Below are 21,770 nucleotides of genomic sequence, written 5' to 3'. Positions count from 1 at the left end.
GAGCACGTGTCCGCGAAACAGTACCAGGCCGCCATCGCCATGCCGAAGCGTGGGAACAAGTACCAGGCGCAGCGCACCGCCTCTCGACGGCATTTGGCGTCGACGAGGTCGGCAAATGCATCGCCTCACTGATGGACGCCGGCATGATGATCCCCGCATCGATCCAGTCCCAAGATCCGACCGAGGAATATCGGATCGCTCTCACGGGCATGCTGATCCACGGTCGGCGCACCGTGTTCGTCGGCCTGAAGCGTGGCGAATACAAACTGCAGAACAGGTCCTTCCTGCCGATCTCATCAGAAATGGCGGCTATGGCCGCCCTCGAATGCCGAAGCCTCCGCGAAGAGCGGATGCGCCTCGGAGATGATCAAGGCTGGCCGCCAAAACGCTGCGCTCGGTGGCCCGCGCAGGTCCCGCTACGGGCTTAAGGACCTGCGCATCACGCAGGAGAAGAGGCGAGTTCGCCGCCCAGGGCTTCGTCGTCGTCGCCGAATGCCAATCGCACGACGAGTTCGCCAACGGCTGCAAGGAGCGCCGGTGGCGTCTCGGCGCAAAGCATCTTTGGGCAATCAATCAGGTATAGGCTCCTGGCGCCGCAAAGCAGGTCCTACCGGAGGCGCAAGCCTCTGCTGCATAAGCATCGGCTCGGCCAAGACACCAACCGATCACGTCATCGCCGTCCGCGTCCACCAGCTGCGCACGCTCGCCTAGCTGACGCCCACCGACTATGTCCGGCTTCGGAGCCTCGAACTGCGGATTCTGTCAAAGGTCATGCTCGGCCCGTCGCACTTCATATTGCTCGCGAAGGCTGTCCTCTATCTCTTAACGGACCCCCGGCGAGAGGAGGACATTGCGACAGTTCGAAGACGTTCTCGCGGCTCTCGAATTCGCCTCGTAGGTCACCCAAGAACGCGGACCGTGTTTCGTCCCTGCCGCCCCAATGTCAGGTGGAAGTGCCAACTATAAGTAAATTTATAGTTGGCAGTGGCCGTCGAGGCGAATGTATAATGTCGGTTTTTTACTCGGCTTTTTTATTGGCCATACAAGCGTTTGGATCCCCAAACGAAATCGATAACATCCCCAACTGTCACGAGTTGCTCCATCGACTCCTCGGCGATGAAAATCCCAAACTCCTCTTCGATCAACATCGATAACTGGGATATTTTCAGCGGGTCAGTTCCAAGATCGTCCACGATTGCAGCGGTGTCGGCAAGGTCCGCGGCTTTGACGCCAAGTATTTCGATGAAAATCATCTTGACGCGGGCGGAGATACCGGCTCGTGTGGTAGCCATACGTCGCTCCCGTTTTTGTGTTCGCGACGCCGACTTTAGCCCTTATTTCGTTTCTCGGCTAATGCGTTCGCCTTCTCTCGCGAGTTGCCTGCTTCTTTGATGATCTTGCGGGCCTGGTCATCGGTGAGGCCGTGCTTCCGCTTGAAGTAATTGAGTTCGTAAGCCTGTCCGGCGGCAACTCGTCCGCGATCGCGACCAACGTTCTTCTTGTCGTCTGCCATAGGGTTCCTCCCGGGTTGTGACTGTTCACAACCGTGGAAGCCGCAGGAATGTTCCGCGACAAACTGAAATCCCATAATCTAGTGGGGGTTAGTTGTTCCGCTTTGCCACATAAGTTGTTCCCGGATCGTTCTGGTGCGTATTAGTGGCCGAACCAAGCAAATGTTCTACGTGAAAGATATCAACCACCGAGCTACCAACAGGCCGACGCGGTGGTGGCAGCTGAGGGATCCGGCAACAAATCGATGGAGGCTGGCTAGCGGCGAAAACCGAATTGGATTCGCGTTACTGTCGCTCGTCTTTATCGCCGCGTCAGTTCTACTTTTTTGGCCTTGACGACGAACCAGTGCGTAAGGCGCAGTGTCCGCTAACGCAGCCCGCTCGAATGTCGGCGTTGGCGTTACTTCTTATTGGTGTCCTTCACCTGAGATCCGAACGTCGGCGCAGCGGGTTTCGCGGCAGCCTTGTCCTTGTCCTTTTTGGGCTTTCTGGCTTCCTTGTTGCTTCGTACTTGACCCTTGGCCATTGGCGCGTCTCCTGTTGACGAAAAAAGCTAGCCGCTAACGGCGGGAGATAGCAACCGAATTCGGTCATCTTGAATGCATTCCCACTCTCCAAGGTTGGATCAATACCAGTCCTGAAAAGCGCGCGATACGAGAGGTTCGCGCAGGCACTCGCCAAAGGCAAGACAGCAGATGACGCATATGCGGCTCGATCAGAGGGAACACTCGCTGGATCTTAGCGAGGACTTCACCGCCTCACGCCTGCGTCTATCACTGCTAATATTTCAGAAATCCGGCCGCCGCTGGTAACCGATTGGGCAACGTGGCGCGGCGCCTGTTAGTCTTCAGCTAGTTGCTCCACAGTCGCGACGACCTCGGAGTGCCGAACGTCCCGTCGACATACTTGAAAAAAGTATGCTCATGATCCAGGCGACGATTGCGATGACGACTATCTTCATGAGGCACTTCCGGTTCGTCACGATCTACAGCAACACCCCGGACGCCCCATTATTCCGTCGCAGAGCAATCGGGGGGTCCCTAATTGGTGGGGACCATCGCCGGCGGCTCCGGTGGTGCCGTCTCGACCCCCGGTTCGAACATTAGGATGCTCAATACCAGGGCAACGAGAATGCAGATGAGCACCAGGAAGGCGACGCCGGCTTTATCCATGCCCCACTTCAGCCCTCGAATGTGGGCATAAGGAGGCAGACAAGCGCGACGACCCAAGGACCGCGGTTTATGCGGTAGGGGCGGCAAGCAAGAGAACAATCGCGATAGCGATCAGCAGCGGCCCCATCCATCGAAAGTGCCTCGTGAGTTGAGCGAGCCATGGTACCTGAGTCTTGGTCTGAACGTAGCCAAACCCTGCTGCCGTCATCCAGAGGCCGGCACAAAGCATGATGATCTGATCAACATAGGCCAACACTTCCAATTCCTTTGCCTACAGCCGGAGAGGTGGATGACGCGGGTAGCCAAATCGGGATACGGGGGAAATCGCAGCGGCCTTCAGTTTACCGAATGATGAACCATTCCATGGGATCGGCGCCTCGCTTGTAGCTCAGCCCCGCTTTCTCCAAGCTCTGCTTTAGGTCAACCGGACACAAACAGAGGTCCATTCGGCGCCAGTCTTCGCCGGGAGGCCATTTGGAAAACGGGTTGTGATCCTGCCACACAAGGTTTCGGCGCCGCTGAAGTCAACCAGTTCGCCAGGAGGTTGGATCATCGCCTACGGCCCGATTTGAGCACGGATCCTGGAATCGCGGCGTGATTGATGTCCAGATTAATGCAGCCCGCGCGACCGTCGGCGTTACTTCTTATTGGTGTCCTTCACCTGAGATCCTAACGTCGGCGCAGCGGGTTTCGCGGCAGCCTTGTCCTTGTCCTTCTTGGGCTTTCTGGCTTCCTTATTGCTTCGTACCTGACCTTTGGCCATTTGCGCGTCTCCTGTTGACGAAAGAGCTAGCCGCCAACGGCGAGGGAATAGCAAGCGAATTCGGTCATCTTGAATGCCATCCCCACTCTCCGAGGTGGGATCGATGCCAGTCCTAAAAAACGCGCGCCATGAGAAGTTCGCGCAGGCACTCGCCGACAAAGGCAAGACAGCCGATGTTTTAGGGAGGACGGCGCCTGTTAGTCTTCAGATAGTTGCTCCGCAGTCGCGACCACCTCGGAAGTCCCGAACGTCCCGTCGACATACTTGAAAACAAGTATGCTCATGATCGAGGCGACAATTGCGATGACGACTATCTTCATGAGGCGCTCCCGGTTCGTTGCGATCTACAGCAACACCCCGGACGCCCCGTTGTTCCGTCGCAGACCAAGCGGAGGGCCCTAATTGGCGAGGACCATCGCCGGCAGATCTGGTTGTGCCGTCTCGACCCCCGGGTCGAACATTAGGGTCCTTAATACCAGGGCAAGGAGAATGCAGATGAGCACGAGGAAGGCGACGCCGGCTTTGTCCACAACCAACTTCAGGCTTCGAATGTGGGCAGAAGTAGGCGGGCGAGCACGCGAAGAACGCCGGTGGTCGCTTCCAGCACTATGTTAACCGCCGCAATAGAGTTTCAGTGAGGCTGCGCGCTTGCCAATCTCAACAGATCTCGCAACGGCGGAAGGGCTTTGCGTTGGGAGCTTGCCGCCGCTTGATTGCATCATGACTTCGAGGGCTTGCTCGAATTCTGTCAGATCAACGGTCTTCTTCTGCGCAAGAAACCAATCTGACGTTTTTTGCCGTATCATATTGCGAAATCCTGCCTCTACGGCGCCCTTGTACTTAAGTGGGGCAACCACGCGCATGCGCGCCGGTTTCCCGTCGGACGTGCAACCGTAGACGAAAATGCCGTTCTTCGCGGCGATCGCGTTCTCGCTTCAAAACGAGAGGACCCCGGCTATTAGCAATGTAGCAGTCAGCGTGGGTTTCACAATTGCCCCTCGAAATTTCCCCAAGTATAACGTTCACTCAACGGCGCAACAAATGCAAGTTGTGCCCCTGGAATGCGCGACCATGCAATGACCGCCGCCTATGCGGGAGGGTGGCCGCCTTCTTTCGCGGTCTATTGGCCGTCCGATTCCCTCAACGAGGTACGGCGTCTATGCGGTCGGTTTTGGCTGCGCTAGGCGGTGTTTCATAACCAGTGAAGATCGTCGGCGCGGGTCTGAAGGCCCAAACCATAAGGATGCCCACGGAAGCGATGAGTAGCGAGAAAACGAGACGACTTGACATGGTGCTTTCCTCCTAGTTGGAGCGCTGTGAATGCTGATGCATTCGTCGCCATTGTCAGCTCGTCATTTCTGGCAAAGAGACGCGCAAGCGCCGTTTGAGCCTCGCGGTCCGTGCGGTTAGGGAGGGGTCGGTTGTGTCCGGTCGCCGCATGGCAACCCCAGAACAATAGCACAGTTCTCGCCGTGTGGTCGCAATTAGATAAGCGCCGAGGTCTTCGTCAAATTACCAACTGCACGATATGAGCAAAGGGCGTCATTGCCCACTTGCCGCTGTTATCCTTCGCAGTTTTGTAGATGATGAAGTCGCGCCCAATAGTAAAGGGTCCGTGCATCGTAATCTCATTGCCGGTTGAGAGTATTGCCCGAAATTCGTTTGTGTGGCGCTGCTCAATTTGGCCCCTGATCAAATCGGATAGGTCCTGGTCCAAAATACTGGACTGCGTGTCTATCATTGGATTCCCCCGAATTGTTGCCGCCTAGATTTTGATGGCGCCACAAATCACGACCGTAGGCAAGGGGCAGCCGTCAATGTCTCCGAGCGGTGGAGCGGCCGGCACGAGTTCGCAAAGAGTGAGCACCGGCAACGATGAGATAACCAGCGTTCGAGCACCAGTCGGTCTGGTCGTGTGGGCATGGCAGGAGCGACTGGCGGCGAACCAGGACGGGCAGTTGAGAAAACACGCTCAACAATCTCAGTTACGATATCCGGCTTGTGCGGGAGATCCTCCAGTGCCTGGAAGAGAACGGTCGTGGTTCAAAGATCCGCTCGCCCAAAGCGTGAGGAAAAGAGCGTCAAATGGCGCGCTCGCCTGTTGTGGACTGTTGCTCAAACTTGCAAGCATTGTTCGGGCCCGATGCCTGCAAATGCAATCGTTGATAGCGAGCATATACACACTTATCCCGGTTTTTAGGCAGGTCGCTGAAGCGGCGGCCTCGATGCGCGCCGTGGAGGCAGGCCGACCAGGCCACCGACGCCCCCGGCAACTGCACCAATCAGACCGACAAGTTCGGTGCCAAAGGATTGCCTCGAAGGGCGCCTGACGGGGCCATAAGTTTCGAGGTCATCGACGGGTCCGGAGGGGATTGCCAATCCAGACCCGGTACGTAACAGATAGGATAGGGGCTCTGGACCGCTTGATTGTCAGCCGTGTCCGATCACATTGAGTGCATGACCGAGCCACCACTACTCGGTGTGCAGCAATAGATGGCTTAGCGCTTGCGGAAGAACTGTCCGGACCCTCCACGTTGGAATATAACTCGAATGTAGTACGCAGGACGCCCGTTTGGGTGAATTGCCTTGCATTTCTCAGATTGGCAAACTGCGCCTGCATTTACACAAACCGCTACCGATTTCGACGCTATCCACCTGCGTTCGCGGTTTATATTGGCGTGTAGATGCTTGATATAACATATATAATTATGCGCGCATGAGCCTCCGCTCGGTGTCCCAGCGGAGGCTCACCCTCTCAGGCGCGCCGTAGGTAAGCTCGGATTTGAAAACAAGAAACGGCGTCGCGGGCGAGGGGTTCTAATTGGGACTCATCGGTTTAGGGATCCGACTAAGAGAAATGGCCCGATGGCGTGGTGGGGGGGGGAAGCCTTGGGTCGTCGCCGAACTCGACGCTGTCGCGGCGATGGCCCCCGGCGTGAGCTTCTGGGCTATCAGACGGATCGTGTCCGTGATCAGTTGCGATCTGGGTAAACAAAAAGGCCTCGTCGTTCGGGCGCGACGAGGCCAGTTGGCTTCATAATCATGAAGCACGGGCGCGCTTTCAATCCCCGGAGGGCGGGGAGCGATATGCGCGTTATCTAATATAGGGCGCAGACGTTCCAGTGCGAGGGCTCCGGCGAGAAGAAATCGCCCGGCAATACAGCGCTGATGATTGGCGTCAATGTGAGCGCTAGTGCCGCGTCGTCTCGGCCGATCGACCAGAGGTAGGCGACGATCTCCAGCCTAAGAGGATCTCGGTCCCGGTATTTCTCCGTTATCCGACGTACCTCTTCGGTTGCAGAATCCTTCACCTCGCCGATCACGTACATCTCATGTCCAATGGCCGTGATATCGCACCCAGCCGCGATCAACTCATTCACGATCCCGCAAAGGTCCTAATCCGTTGTCAGACCCAAGATCCTCCGCCTTTACTGGTTGAGTAGTAAACTGCATGCAACGATCTCAGATGATGGCCCCAAAAGTGCAACCAACGGGGCCAAGAGGTTCAGTGTCCAATGAGCCCTCGCAGGGGAAGTGGATAGCTTGGGCTCGTTGTCGAAACCGCAATCCAGGGGGCTTGTTCCGCGCCACCATGTTGAATCCTACAAATTGCGCACTGGGGAAGCCTGATCTGATACAGGCATGGTCACGAAACTCACAATAGGTGGCGCTGGGTTTTCAGAAAAGAGGCCGGGGCGCACCTTCATAGGTGCCCCACATGCACGTGCGGGCTGCGCAGAACAGAAAGAATTGGCCCCCTGGAGCTATCGGGGGCCAATTCCTCTCTCCGCAGGGCAATGCGAAAACCTGGGAGCAGACTACAAACTGCTGTCTTTGGAAACGGTTCCGTCGTGACGAGACATCTAGGACGAACTCTTCAGGTGTCTGCCGACACCGTTGGGGTGCCCATCACGTTTAAAGGACTTGGAACTTAATTGATCTACGATCCGCTGCGTGAGCACGGAGTCTTCCCGCTTGACGGGCAAGGTACGCAAAGTTGTCCATCGTCTTGTCGCTTTTGCGCTTCTTAGGCTTTTCGAAGCCGATCAGTGTTGACGGTCTTTGGATCCGGGCTTTCTGTGGGGGAAATCAGGGTGAGCGTACAAAGTGCGTTGGCAAAGCCATGATCTTAACCGAAACAAACGCGCAATTGCATCATTCGACCGAATTTGGGTGAGCTATCTGTTTGGGGCCGTTGGACAATACGTCCCCGAACTGAGGAGATGCCAACTCGAGCCAGGGTTTTTCCTGTCCTTACCGACTGAACCTATTGCAGCGACGATTGTTCATAAGGCGGCACATGCCCGGTTTATCAACGTCGGCATTCCTTACAAAAAGCTTGCATCCGACAAGCGTTCCCCCACCCACGTCGAACCAGGGTTTACTGCGACACCGCCCGCGAGCGCACTTGGAAAACAGGCGAGATCGCTAGTGTCGCCATTCGGCAAGCAAAATGGCCCCGTCATTCTCGACGGGACCTAGAGCGCGCGTGCTATACCAACCGTGCTACACAAAAGGGGTCTCCATTCTTAAAAATTTCGATGAAGGCCCGCCTTGATCCGTTGGGCAGTGGATCATCAGCAATGCAAACAACGGCCGCGGATGCGGAATGTTCCTCTGCGCTGACCGATTGCGAATGAGATCGCTTGGTACGCCAATCGAATCGAATCAATTGTGGCGTTTAACTGTCTGTCGATAGTAAAGTGAACCTATCCACGAGTATTGCGTTAGGGCCAAGCGGTGCGTTGAGGAGGCGGTGCTGTGAACACGAAGCTCCATATCGACGGGTCATTTCAGGCCATGCGTCAGGCGATTGACGATGCGCGCCAGGCGTTCGCGAGCGGAGGCGCCGATCATCATCGCGACGCCCTACAATACCTCGGTCGCGTGGTAATGAACTCATTGGCCGAGATCATTGAAACTGACGGCGGCACAGATGGTTACCTCTACGACGCCGACGGCATCGCGCAGGATATCGAGGATTGCTACCAAAAGCTGGTAGAGGAGGAAGAGGCCGCGGAACCGGACAACGAAGCGCGGCAACCTACTCATGGAACTATGAACCTTCCACAGCAGGGAGTGGGGCGATGATCACTGGCTCGGATCTGCTGCAGATTTCCTTGGCACGCATCAACATGGAGCGCTCTGAACTCGAAGAGGCCGGGGTAATCGACAAGGGGATTGACGGCGATAGAGCGTGGTCCAACTTCGGACGGGACATCGATACTTTCATTATAAAGCTGCCCCAAAGTCGGCTCGCTGCGTTAGCCGCGATGATCCAGAGACGAGCAAATCGTCAACGTTGAATGGCTAGAACCCTTAGAAAGAAACCAACCTCCACGCCGCTGCCCGAACCGATGCCGCGGCGCGTCGAGCCATGCGTCGCTACCCTCGTCGATCAGCCGCCGAAAGGTCCGGAGTGGACCTTTGAGGTGAAGTGGGACGGGTATCGGCTGGCGATCCATGTCGAGCCAGGCGAGGTGAGGGCGATCACTCGCGGCGGATATGACTGGGCTAAGAAGTTCGGTTCCGTCGTCGCCGATGCGCGCGAGCTCGGCCATGCGACCATGATCATAGACGGCGAGGCGGTTGTGCTCGACGACCGGGGCCGCTCGGACTTCGGGTTGCTGCAGCGCGCGGTCGGGAGAAGGCCGAGCCTGCGCGATGCCGGAGAGATCATCTTCTTTGCCTTCGATCTCCTCTATCTAGACGGCCAGGACCTTCGGATGATGCCCTTGGGTGAGCGCCGGCAACTGCTCGAGCCGATCGTCGCCGGTAGGGCTGGCACGATACGTTTCTCCGAGGAAGTCCAGGCTGACGGCGCCGATTTCTTCCGCGCAGCTTGCGAACTCGGCCTTGAGGGGATCATCGCGAAGCGGCGGGACGCACCCTATCGATCCGGGCGCCGGCCGGAATGGCTCAAGGTTAAATGTGCTTGGCGCGATTGGTTCGTGATCGTCGGATATGAGCCTTCGACGATGCCAGGCGCGATCGGCCGCCTGCTTCTGGCGGCGAGGAAGGGGGACGAGCTCGTCTACGTCGGCGGGTGCGGAACGGGATGGAGCAACAACGAGTCGGTGCAGCTTCGCGAACTGCTCGACGCGATCCCGGCTAAGCGGCCACCGGTGGCACTCAAGCGCAGGGGCGCGATCTTCTCCGAACCGCTGCTAGTCGCCGAGGTCGAGTATCGGGCGTGGACGCAGGACGCGAAACTGCGCCATCCCTCATTTAAGAGGGTCGGCGAGCGGGCGGAGAAGGTCGAAGTTTACCATCTCGATTAAACGTCTGATCTTTTGGTCGCCGTGCTTGGTGAGGCAGTCAGTGCTCGTGCCCATGCCGACAAGTCCGGCAACAAATCTCCGACGGTTCCACCTCCACCGGCCGCCATCCCATAGTCGATCGGGTCGCAGAATTCCTTTAAGCGCGCTTCGAGGTCCAACTCATTACGCGTGCCGGTCATGTAAAGTTCCAGCGCATATCGGGCCAAGCGTTCAGCCTCCTCGCTCTCGCGGCTTATTGCTCGCGCAATTGCGACCTTATCAAAGACCGATGAGACGACCGTAAAATCTTGAGGAAGAATGTATCCAGATTGGCGTGGAGAAAGCATAGCGCAATCCCTCCCTTAGGGCGAAAGCGCGTATGATCTCCCAGCCGCCGGAGCCCTTCTTAAAGTCCAGCGATAGTCTCATAATGCGCCGTTGGAGGCGCATTGGAAATTAACTTTGACATGTGGAGCGGAATTCTCGTTCTTCCGCTCTTGGCTGTCAAATTTTCGGAAAATTGCGGCGCGCAACATCAACTCTTTAGCATTGATGCGGATGCAAACTCGCGTCGCGGAATCCCGGAATAGTTCCCGAAGTCGGTGTGTCGACACGGCGCAAACACTCTACGCTACAGGGGCGCGGGCCGGATAGCCCCACGCTCCTAGGGACCTCGACACGTCATGATTGCTCGCTCATAGCTGCGGGCCGCATCGGCCATTCATGTTCGAGAAAATCCGGCGCGTCGTAAAACGATGCGAAAATGCGGTTCGTTCCTGGCTGCTGGCGGACCGATAGCGGAACCGTCGAAGGTATCTCACGAAGCGCTAAATATCCTCCTTCGGCAAGCTAACTGGCTGAAAAATAAACTGAATTAGTCGTGTCGGGGGGCGGGCTAGTACATACGCCGTACGGATTGCGACAACGCGGGAGGGGAAAAGCTGGTGCCGACACGATTAGGATCGTCATTTGAGCCGGTTGATATATTAGCAAAGCCGTACCGGAATTGTCGAAAGCGACCTTCCTTGCGGGCGGCTTTGTTCGTATCTGAGCGCATCGGCTTGGCCGATGGAGTTTTTCTTCCCCGCGTTCAGAGAGTCATCTGGGTGCGAACCTTGCCCCGCCTTCCCCGGCGGGGCCTTCTCTCTGCTTGGCGATTGTCCGTGCGCGAAGATTTCTGCCTCGTCGGCAGCGCCAGGGCGCGACGAAACCTGATCAACCGCGAGGTGTGAAAAAGCATGAGAAAGCTGGTCGCAGGGAAGCTCCATGGCATTTATGTCACCGAGGCGAACCTCAACTATCATGGGTCGATCACTCTTGACCCGGACCACTGTGAGGAGGCCGGCATCTTGCCGATGGAGTTCGTCGAGATCTGGAACAAGAATTCCGGGGCGCGCATCTCCACCTACGTCATCCTCGGTGAACGCGGTTCTAGGTGCTGCATCCTCAATGGTGCGGCCGCACGCACATGCCAGCCGGGCGACCAGATCATTATATGCAACTCGGTTTACCTCGACGAAAGCCGGCTTACTTCCTTGAAGCCGAAGGTACTGACCTTCGACGAGAACAACCGCGTGCAGGATCGCCTCAGCTACTCGGTTGAGGTCGATGCATCTGGCAAATTCACTTTCGAAATCCTCGACGAGGCCGAGACGGCATTGCCGATACCGCTTATGGTGTCCGGCAGCTGATTGGATTTGGCCAAGAGGCAAACCTGACGGCTGTGTCGTCGCCAACGAGGCGGCGTCCGCACTCTTCAAGGTCAAGCCGGGGATGGCTGAGGCTTTTCTCGGCGCTCACCGGGACATAGCTCAAAGCTGGTCGGGTCTGCGTCATGCCAACATCATCGAGGCTGGCGAGGGACGATACTGCATTATCGCGGAATGGGGAGCATGGAAGCATTGGCGGCGAGCCGGCCGCAGATGGTCGCCACGCTTGACAGCTTTCGTGAGACGCTCGAGGACCTCGGAGGAGGGCTCGGCGTAACCGACCCAATTGCAGGCCTGGTCGTCCTATCAGTGAAATAAACCGGAAGCGGGTTTGCCGTGGCGATGCGTCGTTGGGCTCAACATTAGCCGGCGATGCCACAAGACCTGTCTCGTCGTTTAATTGCGCTTTGCCGTTCGGGCACGTTCGCGCAGCATTTTCAGGTGCCTCCGCCGGATGTCATCGATGGAAATGTCACCCGCAATCCAGAGTCTGAGCAGAGCCTGGAACTCGGCGGTGTGGTCAATTGCAATGCCCCTTGCTTGCCACTTGGCAATCACACGATCGGCGATTTCTTTGCGGGTGGCCACGTCCTTTCCCCTTCCTGGTCTGTCCATTCATTATGGCGCGGGGCGCCCCTGCGACGTCAGTAGCAAGGATTGGTCTGGGCGCTCGCGCGCCGTCGAGGACTGCCGATAAGTGTTCGTCAGCCTTTCCGCAATTTGCATTGCTTGCTGCGCGGTCAATCTGAACTGCAGCGCCGACACGTTTTCGAGATCCGGATCGGCGCTGAATTCGATCCTCAGGAAAAGCTCGCCCGTCTCGTCGATTGCAGTGTTCCAGCCGACGACCGTTGATGCCCTTATGTTGCCGTGACCGTCCGTATTCCAGTCGATCATATTCGAACCTTTCCTCTTCGGGAAACAAGGACGCGGAGTTGGTCATCGTATCGATGAGCCGAACTCATCCGTTCACGGCAATTGCGTCGCTCTAGAGCGCACTTCCCATGACCTGGACTACAACGGCAACGACGGTGGCCGCCACAGTGAGCGCGGCGCCAAGACGTGCAACCTTCATCCGGCGATGCCGCGCGCCGCTCCAGTCATAACTCATCGCTTAACCTTGCGCTTGTGGTTGAGAGGTGCCTGGCTTTATGGGCAAAACCGTAACCCGTGGGCGGGGTTACGGTTCTGAGTTGCCGCTGTACGCTGGAATGTGATTGGCGACTGAACACAGTTTGCAAGCTTATGGTTAATTAAGAGTTTACTGAATAAGGTCGCCGGCTCCCCGCGAAGGCCGCCCGTTCGGTGATCACGATTTCCATGATTTGTTCGAGTGAACGGAGCGAGCCTCGGTGGGTGCGGCTCGCGCTGCTGCATTCTCAATGGGCTGCACGGACGTGCCGTCATTTGCAACGCGGTCTGTCACGGCGAGGGGAAGCTGGCCGCATGACCCATCCCACTATTGGTAGCCGGCGCATAGTTGATCGCCAACCCTCATTCGGTCGTTCGGTGTCCTGGCGGACGAGCAAGGTGTTTTAGAGCGCGAAGGCAAGCTGTGGCTTGCTTTCGATCGTTGCTTCATCGAGTGACGACAGTGTCACGCCCAGCAACCGAATGCCTTTTGGGGCAGGGAAGAGTGGAGACAACAGCATCGTCATGACCGCGGCAAGCTCTGTAGCACTTGCGATCGGTGCCGCTGTTGTCTTGCTCCTAGTGATCTGCGTGAAATCCGCCCATTTCACCTTGAGCGTCGCGGTCTTGGCGCGAATACCGTTCCCTTCGCAGTAGCGCCAGACCTTTTCGATCAGCGGTTCGAGGCCAGCCCTGGCGGTCTCGAAATCATGGACGTCTATGGAGAACGTGTCTTCCGCGCCGATGGACTTGCGCACCCGGTCGGCCTTCACTTGACGTTCGTCGACGCCGCGGGCGATCCAGTAGAAGTAAGGTCCCGATTTTCCGAAGTGTTGCTGCAAGAAGGCGATATCGTGAGCCTTCAGATCGGCGCCCGTTTCAATCCCGAGCTTGTGCATGCGCTCGGCGGTTGCCGGACCGACGCCATGGAATTTCTTGACGGGCAGCGCCTCGACGAAGGCCGGACCGTTCTTTGGCGTGATGACGAAGAGGCCATCCGGTTTTCTCTGGTCGGACGCCATCTTGGCGAGGAACTTGTTATAGGAAACGCCGGCCGAAGCGGTCAGGCCTGTCCTTGCCTTGATCTTGGCGCGGATCTCCTCGGCGATCTCCGTCGCAAGTTCCATTCCCTTGAGGTTCTCGGTGACATCAAGATAGGCCTCGTCGAGCGAGAGCGGTTCGATGAGCGGCGTGTATTCGGCAAAGATCGCGTGGATCTGCTGTGAGACTGCGCGGTAAGCATCGAAGCGCGGCGTCACAAAAATCAGCTCCGGGCATTTCCGCTTGGCGGTGACCGACGGCATGGCCGAATGGACGCCGTATTTGCGCGCCTCGTAGCTTGCGGCAGCCACGACGCCGCGCGCCTCGCCAAAGCCAACGGCAATCGGAAGCCCGCGAAGTACGGGATTGTCCCGCTGCTCCACCGAGGCGTAGAAGGCATCCATGTCGACATGGATGATCTTTCGCGTGCGCTCAGAGCGTTCCATCACCGATCACGCGACCCAACGACTGATCATAGCAGCAGGTCTTCTTCGGGCAGGGCGGCAGGAGGCTCGACGACAACAAGCATGTTGCCCGGAAGCGGCCGCTGCAGGTGCTTCACCTCGTCCCAGGATCCGGTGAGCCACAGATCGACCTCGTCAGGTGTGGTCAGGATCACCGGCATGGCCTTTTGATGGATTGGCGAGACGATCTCGTTCGGGGATGTGGTGAGGAAGCCGAAGAGCTCGTATTCGCGCTCACCATCGCGCACGCGCCTGACACCCTTCCATGGCGTCCAGAAGCCGGCGAAGAACATCAGCGGCCGCTCCTTAGTTCCGGCAAACCAGGCATTGGGGATTTTACCGCCGGGAACCTTGGCCGCCGGATCCGGCTCGGCGAAGGAGTTGAAGGGGACGACGCAGCGACTGGTCGCCCCGAGCCAGCGTCTCCAGTGCGGAGAGGCGACGTTTCGGATGTTGGTGACGCCGGGATCGTAGTTCTTCACGAAAGCGGGCGGCGAGGGCATGCCCCAGGTGACACGCGCGATCTCTCGCTCTCCGTCTTCGCCGACGCGGACTACGGGCGCCTGATAGCCGGGATAGACGTCATAGGATGGCTGGTTCCAGCCTGCCTTGTCGCGGAATGCCTTGGTGAATGCGATCACGGCATCACGTGTCGTCGTGATGTTGTAGAGATTGCACAAAGTTCAGTCTCCCTTTCTCACCTAGCTTCATATCAACGACTGCTCGCTTCTGTCCCCGTTCCCCGGCATTCGATCTGTTCATTGCACCAAGCAGCGTGTCCGTGCTGGCGTCTCGATCGCAATCAACAGTCTCTTTTCTGAACTTCGTTGACTCGCAACTCAAATAGGAACAAATAGAGAACATATCAACAGGAAGCGCTAATGCATAGCCCTAAGGAGTTGTTCCTTCCAAAATGCCCCGTCCAGTCGACAATACCGTCGTCTCAGAACTTCGCGAGCGCATCCAGCGCCTTGAAGGCGCAAGCGGCCGTGGACGACAGGTGCTGCCGTTTGGTGTCACCGAGATTGATCGGCGATTGCCGGGTGGGGGGCTTGTACTCGGCTCGTTGCATGAGGTCGCCGGCGGCGGCAACGGTGCGATCGACGGCGCGGCGGCGGCTCTCTTTTGCGCGGGCATTGCCGCCCGCTCGAAAGGCAAGGTGCTCTGGTGTGTGACGCGGCCCGATCTCTTCGCGCCGGCGCTGGCTCAAGTCGGTCTTTCGCCGAGCCGCGTCATCTATGTGGAGGCCGGCGACGAAAAGGCGCTTCTTTCCTGCATGGAAGAGGGGCTTCGCCACGGCGGCCTCGGTGCCGTCGTCGGCGAGCTCGCGCGCCTTTCGATGACCGCCTCGCGCCGCTTGCAGCTTGCAGCCGAGAGTTCCGGCACGTTGGGCATTGCGATCCGCCGCTGGCGACGACAGGCCGAAGCCTCGGATTTCGGGCAGCCGACGGCATCGGTCACGCGTTGGCGCGTGTCCGTCATGCCGTCTGTCCCCTTGCCGGTTCCAGGCGTCGGCCGCGCGCGCTGGCTCGTCGAACTCATCCGCTGCCGTGCCGGCGAAAGTGCAGATTTCGAAGTGGAGGCCCCAGATGCCAAGGGTCGTATCGCTCTTCCTTCCGAGCTGGCCCACGGATCGCCTGAGGCGCAAGCTCGGCGACGCAGCGCCGCCGGCTGAAACGCCTCTCGTCCTCGTCGGTCGCGAACAGCGAAGGCGTGTGGTGCTCTCGGTAAATGCCGCGGCGATTGCCGCAGGCCTGAGACCCCGCATGGCCGCCACGAAAGCCCAGGCGCTCGTCGCAGGTCTTGTCGTCATGGACGCCGATCCGGCCGCCGATCAAGAAGCGCTCGAACGCCTGGCGCTCTGGGCGCTGCAGCGCTATGCACCGATCGTTGCTGCCGATCCGCCCGATGGCCTGGTGATCGATACGACCGGTGCCGATCACCTGCATGGCGGCGAGGACCTTATGCTGTCAGGCATGGTCAACCGGTTCTTCGGATCCGGCATCGAGGCGCGGGCTGCGATTGCCGATACTTGGGGGGCGGCCCATGCCGGCGCCCGGTTTCTCGCTCATCCGACGCTGGTCGTCGCTCCGAGGGCGCAGCAGGAAACCATCCGTGACCTGCCCGTCGCAGCGCTTCGCCTCGATCCTGCAATCCTCCATGGCCTTCGCGTGCTGGGCTTCAACACGATCGGTGAGGTGGCCGGCGTGCCGCGGGCGCCGCTTGCCCTTCGATTTGGACCCGAACTTGGCCGTCGCATCGACCAGGCCATGGGAGAGGTTGCCGAGCCGATCGATCCGGTCCGCACGCCTGAACTTATCGAAGTTCGCCGTTCCTTCGGTGAACCGATTGCGGCCGCCGAGACGATTGCGCGCTATGCCGCGAAGCTTGTGGGCGCGCTCTGTCTGGTACTGGAAGAAAGAGGCCTCGGCGCGCGGCGCGTCGACCTTCTCTTCCATCGCGTTGATAACACCTACCAGGCGATCCGCGCAGGCACCGCGACGCCCGTTCGCGACGCCAAGCGCCTGATCCGGCTCATCACTGATAGGATCGAAACGATCGATCCGGGCTTCGGGATCGAAATCATGTCGCTGACGGCAACCCACGCCGAGCCGCTGGTGGCAAGACAGGTCGTTTCCTCGCTGGTCGAGGAACCGGAGGCCGATGTTTCCGGCCTGATCGACATCCTGGGAAACCGCATCGGCGCACGCCGGCTCTATCGTTTTCAACCGGTCGCCAGCGACGTGCCCGAACGCTCCATCAACCGCATCGCGCCGATGGCGCCGGACGAAGGTCTCGCCTGGCCCGGCCATTGGCCAAGACCGGTGCGCTTGCTTCCCCATCCTGAAGCGATCGAGACGATGGCGCTTCTGCCCGATCATCCGCCGGTCAGTTTCACATGGCGTGGTGTGCGCCGACGGGTGAAACGTGCCGACGGCCCCGAACGCGTCTTCGGCGAATGGTGGAAGCGCGATGCCGAGCTCGTCGCCATACGCGACTATTTCCAGGTCGAGGATGAGGCCGGCGAGCGCTACTGGATTTATCGCGCCGGCGACGGCGAACACAGCGAGACCGGCAGCCACCAATGGTTCCTGCACGGGATTTTCGGATGACGACGCCGCTTTATGCCGAGCTGCAGGTGACCTCGCATTTCTCCTTCCTGCGCGGCGCATCCTCCTGCGAAGAGCTATTCCAACGTGCCGCCGAACTTAGGCTCGAGGCGCTGGCCATTGCCGATCGCAACAGCCTCGCCGGCATCGTGCGAGCGCACCAGGCGGCCAAGGATGTCGGCGTGCGGCTGGTCGTCGGCTGCCGCCTCGATCTTGAAGGCGATCTATCGGTCCTCGTCTTTCCGACCGACCGGCCGGCCTATGCGCGGCTTTGCCGGCTGCTGTCGCTCGGCAAGAAGCGCGGCGGCAAGGCGAAATGCCGGCTTGCCTGGTCCGATCTCGTTGCCTATGGCGAGGGACTGATCGCGGTTCTCCTTCCCGATGCCGCTGACGAGGACTGCGCGCGGGAGCTGCGCCGTCTGAGGCAAGAATTCGGCGACCGCGCCTACCTGTCGCTGACACTCCGCCGCCGGCCGAACGACCAGCTGCGCCTTCATCAGCTCTCCAACCTGGCAGCTTCAGTCGGCGTGCCAACGGTCGTCACCAACGACGTGCTGTTTCATGTGCCGGAGCGACGCATCCTGCAGGATGTCGTCACCTGCATTCGCCACAACATCACGATCGACGAGGCCGGTTTCCGCCGAGAGCGCCACGCCGATCGCTACCTGAAGCCGCCCGAGGAAATGGCGCGGCTCTTTGCGCGCTACCCTGAAGCGCTTGCCCGCACCATCGAGATCCTGAAGCGGTGCCGGTTTTCGCTCGACGAGCTCGCCTATCAATATCCGGAGGAGCGATCCAATCCTGCACTGACAGCCCAAGAGACACTGGCGCAACTGACCTGGGAAGGTGCAGCCTGGCGTTACCCAGAAGGGTTGCCGGAAAAAGTCCGCAAGAACCTCGAGCACGAACTGCGGCTGATCGAGAAGCTTCAATATGCGTCCTACTTCCTGACAGTGAATTCGATCGTGCGTTTTGCCCGTTCAAGGGACATTCTATGCCAGGGCAGAGGATCGGCCGCCAATTCGTCTGTCTGTTATGTGCTCGGCATCACCGCGATCGACCCTGAAATCAACGACCTTCTCTTCGAGCGCTTTGTCTCCGAGGAGCGGCGCGAGCCGCCGGATATCGACGTCGATTTCGAGCACGAGCGCCGCGAGATCGTCATGCAATGGGTCTTCGACACCTATGGCCGCGATCATGCAGCGCTCTGCTCGACCGTCATCCGGTATCGCTCGAAAGGCGCCATTCGCGATGTCGGCAAGGCGCTTGGGCTGCCCGAGGACATGACGAAGATGCTGTCGTCGCAGGTCTGGGGCTGGGGCGAGGACATCGGCGAAAAACATGCCGAGGAGCTCAATCTCAACCTTTCCGATCGGCGCCTCCGCCTCACGCTCGATCTGGCCCGGCAGCTGATGGGCGCGCCGCGTCACCTGTCGCAGCATCCGGGCGGCTTCGTCCTGACGAACGATCGCCTCGACGAGCTTGTCCCGATCGAGCCGGCGGCCATGGCCGACCGCCAAGTGATCGAATGGGACAAGGATGATATCGATATCCTGAAATTCATGAAGGTCGATTGCCTGGCGCTCGGCATGCTCTCGTGCATGAAGCGCGGCTTTGACCTGCTCGCCGAACACAAGGGCATCAATCTCGATCTCGCGAGCATCCCGGCCGAAGATCCCCGCACTTACGCCATGATCCGGCGGGCCGACACGCTCGGCACCTTCCAGATTGAGAGCCGCGCGCAGATGTCGATGCTGCCGAGGATCAAGCCGCGCACCTTCTATGACCTCGTCATCGAGGTGGCGATCGTGCGCCCCGGCCCGATCCAGGGCGACATGGTGCATCCCTATCTTCGCCGGCGCGAGGGCAAGGAGGCGGTGATTTACCCGAAGCCGGAACTGGAGCAGGTGCTTGGGAAGACGCTTGGCGTACCGCTCTTCCAGGAACAGGCGATGCGCGTCGCCATCGAGTGCGCCGGCTTCACGCCGGGCGAAGCCGATCAATTGCGCCGCGCCATGGCGACCTTCAAGCATACCGGCGGTGTTTCGAAGTTCGGTGAGAAGCTTGTCCGGGGCATGGTCGCAAACGGCTACGAGCCGGACTTTGCGATTAAGACCTTCAAGCAGCTCGAAGGCTTCGGCAGCTACGGCTTTCCTGAAAGCCATGCGGCGTCCTTCGCGCTGATCGCCTACGCCTCCTCGTGGCTCAAATGCTGGCACCCGGACGTCTTCTGCGCGGCGCTTCTGAACGCGCAGCCGATGGGTTTTTACGCCCCGGCCCAGATCGTGCGGGATGCGCGCGATCATCGGGTCGAGGTTCGGCCAGTTTGTGTGAACGCCAGCCGCTGGGATTGCACGCTCGAGGCAACGGGGGATGAAAGCCGCTTTGCCGTTCGCCTTGGTCTTCGCATGGTCAAGGCGCTGGCGAACGCTGACGCCGCGGCAATCGTTGCCTCGCGCGACGAAAGGCCTTTCGAGACCGTCGACGATCTCTGGCGTCGGGCAGAGGTTCCGGCAGCCTCGCTCGTCCAGCTTGCCGAGGCCGATGCCTTCCAGCCTTCACTGAGGCTTGCCCGGCGCGAGGCACTTTGGGCGATCAAGGCATTGCGCGACGAGCCGCTGCCGCTCTTTGCCGCGGCATCTGCCCGTGAAAGTCGGACCGTCCCCGAACTCGATGAGCCATCAGTGGCGCTAAGGCCGATGACTGCGGGCGGCGAAGTGGTGGAGGACTATGGGCATGTCGGGCTGACGCTGCGCGACCATCCGCTCTCGTTCCTGCGTGCGGATCTGACGAAGCGCCGCATCGTCACCTGCCGGGAGGCGATGCAGACGCGTGACGGCAGGTGGCTTGAGGCGGCCGGCCTGGTGCTTGTCCGCCAGCGGCCGGGCTCCGCCAAAGGCGTGATGTTCATCACGATCGAGGACGAGACGGGCATTGCCAATCTGGTTGTCTGGGCTAAGACCTTCGAAAGCTATCGCCGCGTGGTCCTCGGGGCCGGCATGCTCGGCGTCTATGGTCGTATTCAGCGAGAAGGCGAGGTCGTGCATCTGGTCGCCCATCGGCTGACCGATTTGTCAGGCGAACTTGCCAGCGTCGGCGAGCGGGAAGCCAGCTTTCCGCTTCCGCATGGGCGGGGGGATGAATTTCATCATGGGGCTCCGGCGCCCGATCCGCGCGGGCTGCCGAAGGGACCGCGGCCGCGCGACATCGTCGATCCCTATCTGCATCTCGATCAGATCAAGGTGAAGACGCGGGATTTCAGGTAAGCACGGTCCTACCGCTTCCCAATCGTAGCGCAACTAAGACGACAACCGCTATGCCTTCAGACGAGAACGATTCTTCTGGACCTCAAGCGCCCGAAGTCCAGCCCTTAGGAAATCGCCGATGTAATCACCCCAGTCGGAATGCTCATCCTCGGGAACGGGAATCCCTAGCGCGATTGCTATTGGAATGAATAGCCTAAGCGCTACGAGTACGCGCTGTCCTTCGTCATCGTTGTCGTCAGGGCGCGTAATCTCGATGAAGCTACTTTGCTCTCGACCTGAATGAATGGCGACTTTTTCGCCCAAGCCGAGTGCCATGCCATGCTTTTCGTATTCATCGAGAACTTTTGAAGTGTCGAAAAATGGAATTGTGCGCCAAATGCCTGAGATTTCCATCTTGAGATAGACAGGACCGTTCCAAGAAAACTCTTTGGCTAAAGCAACTTGAATGCGCGCGATTCCAAGCAAGACGTGCAGCAGGATATTGAGGTCGATGATTGTCGGGCTGAAATATCGTTGCTTATGGCAAAGTCGCAGAAAACGGTGGGTGTGTTCATAGCCGTCTAACCACGGAGCAAGGTCGCTCAGACTATTCTGCCGGAATTTTGCAAGCGGCACGATAATTTCGCTGTGAAAATTACTGCCGAGCTTCCATGTGAGGCCCATTAGCTCAGGATTGTTACCTGCCGTCTGACGGCAGACAAAGCCGCCAGAGGTTTGATATACGTTGTCAAAGGGGATGGAATAGTCGCCACTGGCATCCGCCACAATTTCACGTACTCGTCGGAGTGATATGGCCTTCCTCGGCCCATGGTCGCCCCAAAAATCTGCAATGAGGAAGAGCCTAACGAAAGCAGCGTCTTTTTCCGCTTCGGAGGTTTTGAGATCGCCCTCGACCCAGTCCGCGTACCTTTGCGTTACCTTCGAAGAGCGACCCCATAGCTGATCAAGAACGAACCTATCGTTTTCAGCTCGAGGCTCTGATCCGTCGCCCACACGACTCTGCAAGACCTAGACGCTCGGCCGGACCAAACAACGCCCGAGCTCTAAAATAGGGGGATGGCTGAGAGTGATTGGCAACAGCCTGACGAATCCGTTGTAGCACACCGTCAGCATCTTCTCTGGAAACTCCGGGGAAGGCGCCGGCGACAGCGTCGTCCTTAGATTTTTCGGCTACACCGTAAAAGAGCCATCCGCCGTAGGTGTTCGCTAGAGCCGTGATTGATTTCGCAATGGAGCTGGCGTTGGGTACTTCTTGCTTGTATTCGACGTACCACCCTTCGGCGACGGACGAGAGATCGGCCAAATCCTCTCTTGCCCACTGAGTAAATAAGCTAAGGCTAAAT

At 58.9% G+C, this 21,770-nt stretch carries 25 protein-coding genes; 8 read left to right on the top strand and 17 right to left on the bottom strand.

Annotated features, from left to right (window positions below; translation table 11 throughout):
• Window positions 1–143 precede the first annotated feature (143 nt).
• Window positions 144–428, top strand: a complete 285-nt coding sequence (locus IB272_RS31255) for a hypothetical protein (RefSeq protein ID WP_192358699.1) — start codon at window positions 144–146, stop codon at window positions 426–428.
• 603 nt (window positions 429–1,031) lie between these two features.
• Here IB272_RS31255 and IB272_RS31250 read toward each other — a convergent pair.
• From IB272_RS31250 to IB272_RS31235, 10 genes are all read right to left on the bottom strand, one after another.
• The gene (locus tag IB272_RS31250) at window positions 1,032–1,292 is read right to left on the bottom strand and encodes an acyl carrier protein (protein WP_090300806.1); all 261 of its coding nucleotides are present in this window, start codon (window positions 1,290–1,292) and stop codon (window positions 1,032–1,034) included.
• A gap of 35 nt (window positions 1,293–1,327) precedes the next feature.
• The gene (locus tag IB272_RS31245) at window positions 1,328–1,513 is read right to left on the bottom strand and encodes a DUF3606 domain-containing protein (RefSeq protein ID WP_192358703.1); all 186 of its coding nucleotides are present in this window, start codon (window positions 1,511–1,513) and stop codon (window positions 1,328–1,330) included.
• A gap of 398 nt (window positions 1,514–1,911) precedes the next feature.
• Window positions 1,912–2,037, bottom strand: a complete 126-nt coding sequence (locus tag IB272_RS35470) for a hypothetical protein (protein WP_255381443.1) — start codon at window positions 2,035–2,037, stop codon at window positions 1,912–1,914.
• Window positions 2,038–2,551: 514 nt separating this feature from the next.
• On the bottom strand, window positions 2,552–2,683 hold the full coding sequence (locus IB272_RS35465; RefSeq protein WP_255381441.1) for a hypothetical protein: 132 nt from the start codon (window positions 2,681–2,683) through the stop codon (window positions 2,552–2,554).
• A 67-nt stretch (window positions 2,684–2,750) separates the two neighbouring features.
• A complete protein-coding gene (locus tag IB272_RS35190; protein WP_246810487.1) occupies window positions 2,751–2,936 on the bottom strand; it encodes a hypothetical protein in 186 nt (61 codons plus the stop codon).
• A gap of 384 nt (window positions 2,937–3,320) precedes the next feature.
• A complete protein-coding gene (locus IB272_RS35460; RefSeq protein WP_256386711.1) occupies window positions 3,321–3,446 on the bottom strand; it encodes a hypothetical protein in 126 nt (41 codons plus the stop codon).
• Window positions 3,447–3,643: 197 nt separating this feature from the next.
• On the bottom strand, window positions 3,644–3,766 hold the full coding sequence (locus IB272_RS35455) for a hypothetical protein (RefSeq protein WP_256386710.1): 123 nt from the start codon (window positions 3,764–3,766) through the stop codon (window positions 3,644–3,646).
• Window positions 3,767–4,057: 291 nt separating this feature from the next.
• Window positions 4,058–4,309, bottom strand: coding sequence for a hypothetical protein (locus tag IB272_RS31240; protein ID WP_192358706.1), 252 nt, complete (start codon window positions 4,307–4,309; stop codon window positions 4,058–4,060).
• 644 nt (window positions 4,310–4,953) lie between these two features.
• A complete protein-coding gene (locus IB272_RS35670) occupies window positions 4,954–5,187 on the bottom strand; it encodes a hypothetical protein (RefSeq protein WP_034800367.1) in 234 nt (77 codons plus the stop codon).
• Between the two features lie 1,357 nt (window positions 5,188–6,544).
• Window positions 6,545–6,826: a hypothetical protein gene (locus IB272_RS31235; RefSeq protein ID WP_112977347.1), complete on the bottom strand. Its 282-nt coding sequence runs from the start codon at window positions 6,824–6,826 to the stop codon at window positions 6,545–6,547.
• Window positions 6,827–8,207: 1,381 nt separating this feature from the next.
• Between IB272_RS31235 and IB272_RS31230 the strand changes: the two genes are divergently transcribed.
• Genes IB272_RS31230 through ligD form a run of 3 tightly spaced genes read left to right on the top strand, consistent with a single transcriptional unit; the run spans window position 8,208 to window position 9,727 of the window.
• Window positions 8,208–8,537, top strand: coding sequence for a hypothetical protein (locus IB272_RS31230; RefSeq protein WP_113553319.1), 330 nt, complete (start codon window positions 8,208–8,210; stop codon window positions 8,535–8,537).
• Window positions 8,534–8,752, top strand: a complete 219-nt coding sequence (locus IB272_RS31225; protein ID WP_051659543.1) for a hypothetical protein — start codon at window positions 8,534–8,536, stop codon at window positions 8,750–8,752. Before IB272_RS31230 ends, IB272_RS31225 begins: the two co-directional genes overlap by 4 nt.
• Window positions 8,753–9,727 (top strand): non-homologous end-joining DNA ligase, encoded by a 975-nt coding sequence (gene ligD / locus IB272_RS31220; RefSeq protein ID WP_192445720.1) that lies wholly within the window; start codon window positions 8,753–8,755, stop codon window positions 9,725–9,727. It abuts the gene before it with no gap.
• Here the strand turns inward: ligD and IB272_RS31215 are convergent.
• Window positions 9,724–10,053: a hypothetical protein gene (locus tag IB272_RS31215; RefSeq protein ID WP_034800375.1), complete on the bottom strand. Its 330-nt coding sequence runs from the start codon at window positions 10,051–10,053 to the stop codon at window positions 9,724–9,726. The genes ligD and IB272_RS31215 overlap by 4 nt on opposite strands.
• 891 nt (window positions 10,054–10,944) lie before the next feature.
• Between IB272_RS31215 and panD the strand changes: the two genes are divergently transcribed.
• Entirely contained in the window at window positions 10,945–11,397 is a 453-nt protein-coding gene (panD, locus tag IB272_RS31210) for an aspartate 1-decarboxylase (protein WP_060606845.1), read from the top strand.
• 414 nt (window positions 11,398–11,811) lie between these two features.
• Here panD and IB272_RS31205 read toward each other — a convergent pair whose 3' ends face one another.
• From IB272_RS31205 to IB272_RS31190, 5 genes are all read right to left on the bottom strand, one after another.
• The gene (locus IB272_RS31205) at window positions 11,812–12,003 is read right to left on the bottom strand and encodes a hypothetical protein (protein WP_034800379.1); all 192 of its coding nucleotides are present in this window, start codon (window positions 12,001–12,003) and stop codon (window positions 11,812–11,814) included.
• Between the two features lie 30 nt (window positions 12,004–12,033).
• Window positions 12,034–12,312: a hypothetical protein gene (locus IB272_RS31200; RefSeq protein ID WP_192445719.1), complete on the bottom strand. Its 279-nt coding sequence runs from the start codon at window positions 12,310–12,312 to the stop codon at window positions 12,034–12,036.
• A gap of 91 nt (window positions 12,313–12,403) precedes the next feature.
• Window positions 12,404–12,526 (bottom strand): hypothetical protein, encoded by a 123-nt coding sequence (locus IB272_RS35450; RefSeq protein ID WP_256385321.1) that lies wholly within the window; start codon window positions 12,524–12,526, stop codon window positions 12,404–12,406.
• 424 nt (window positions 12,527–12,950) lie between these two features.
• The gene (gene dinB, locus IB272_RS31195; RefSeq protein WP_192359094.1) at window positions 12,951–14,033 is read right to left on the bottom strand and encodes a DNA polymerase IV; all 1,083 of its coding nucleotides are present in this window, start codon (window positions 14,031–14,033) and stop codon (window positions 12,951–12,953) included.
• 26 nt (window positions 14,034–14,059) lie between these two features.
• The gene (locus IB272_RS31190; RefSeq protein ID WP_060520190.1) at window positions 14,060–14,731 is read right to left on the bottom strand and encodes an SOS response-associated peptidase; all 672 of its coding nucleotides are present in this window, start codon (window positions 14,729–14,731) and stop codon (window positions 14,060–14,062) included.
• A 233-nt stretch (window positions 14,732–14,964) separates the two neighbouring features.
• Between IB272_RS31190 and IB272_RS31185 the strand changes: the two genes are divergently transcribed.
• The 3 genes from IB272_RS31185 to IB272_RS31175 are packed head-to-tail and all read left to right on the top strand — an operon-like array spanning window position 14,965 to window position 20,427.
• Window positions 14,965–15,726 (top strand): ImuA family protein, encoded by a 762-nt coding sequence (locus tag IB272_RS31185; RefSeq protein WP_060581441.1) that lies wholly within the window; start codon window positions 14,965–14,967, stop codon window positions 15,724–15,726.
• Entirely contained in the window at window positions 15,641–17,164 is a 1,524-nt protein-coding gene (locus IB272_RS31180; RefSeq protein WP_192445718.1) for a DNA polymerase Y family protein, read from the top strand. The genes IB272_RS31185 and IB272_RS31180 overlap by 86 nt, the downstream gene beginning before the upstream one ends.
• A complete protein-coding gene (locus tag IB272_RS31175) occupies window positions 17,161–20,427 on the top strand; it encodes an error-prone DNA polymerase (RefSeq protein ID WP_192445717.1) in 3,267 nt (1,088 codons plus the stop codon). The genes IB272_RS31180 and IB272_RS31175 overlap by 4 nt, the downstream gene beginning before the upstream one ends.
• Window positions 20,428–20,475: 48 nt before the next feature.
• Here IB272_RS31175 and IB272_RS31170 read toward each other — a convergent pair whose 3' ends face one another.
• The gene (locus IB272_RS31170) at window positions 20,476–21,420 is read right to left on the bottom strand and encodes a hypothetical protein (RefSeq protein WP_192445716.1); all 945 of its coding nucleotides are present in this window, start codon (window positions 21,418–21,420) and stop codon (window positions 20,476–20,478) included.
• Between the last annotated feature and the right edge of the window lie 350 nt (window positions 21,421–21,770).

Origin of the sequence: Ensifer sp. ENS08, from assembly GCF_014852195.1 — a bacterium.
GTDB classification, from domain to species: Bacteria; Pseudomonadota; Alphaproteobacteria; order Rhizobiales; family Rhizobiaceae; genus Ensifer; species Ensifer adhaerens.
Note: the sequence above shows the minus strand (reverse complement) of the source record. Positions and strands in the feature narration are given on the sequence as shown.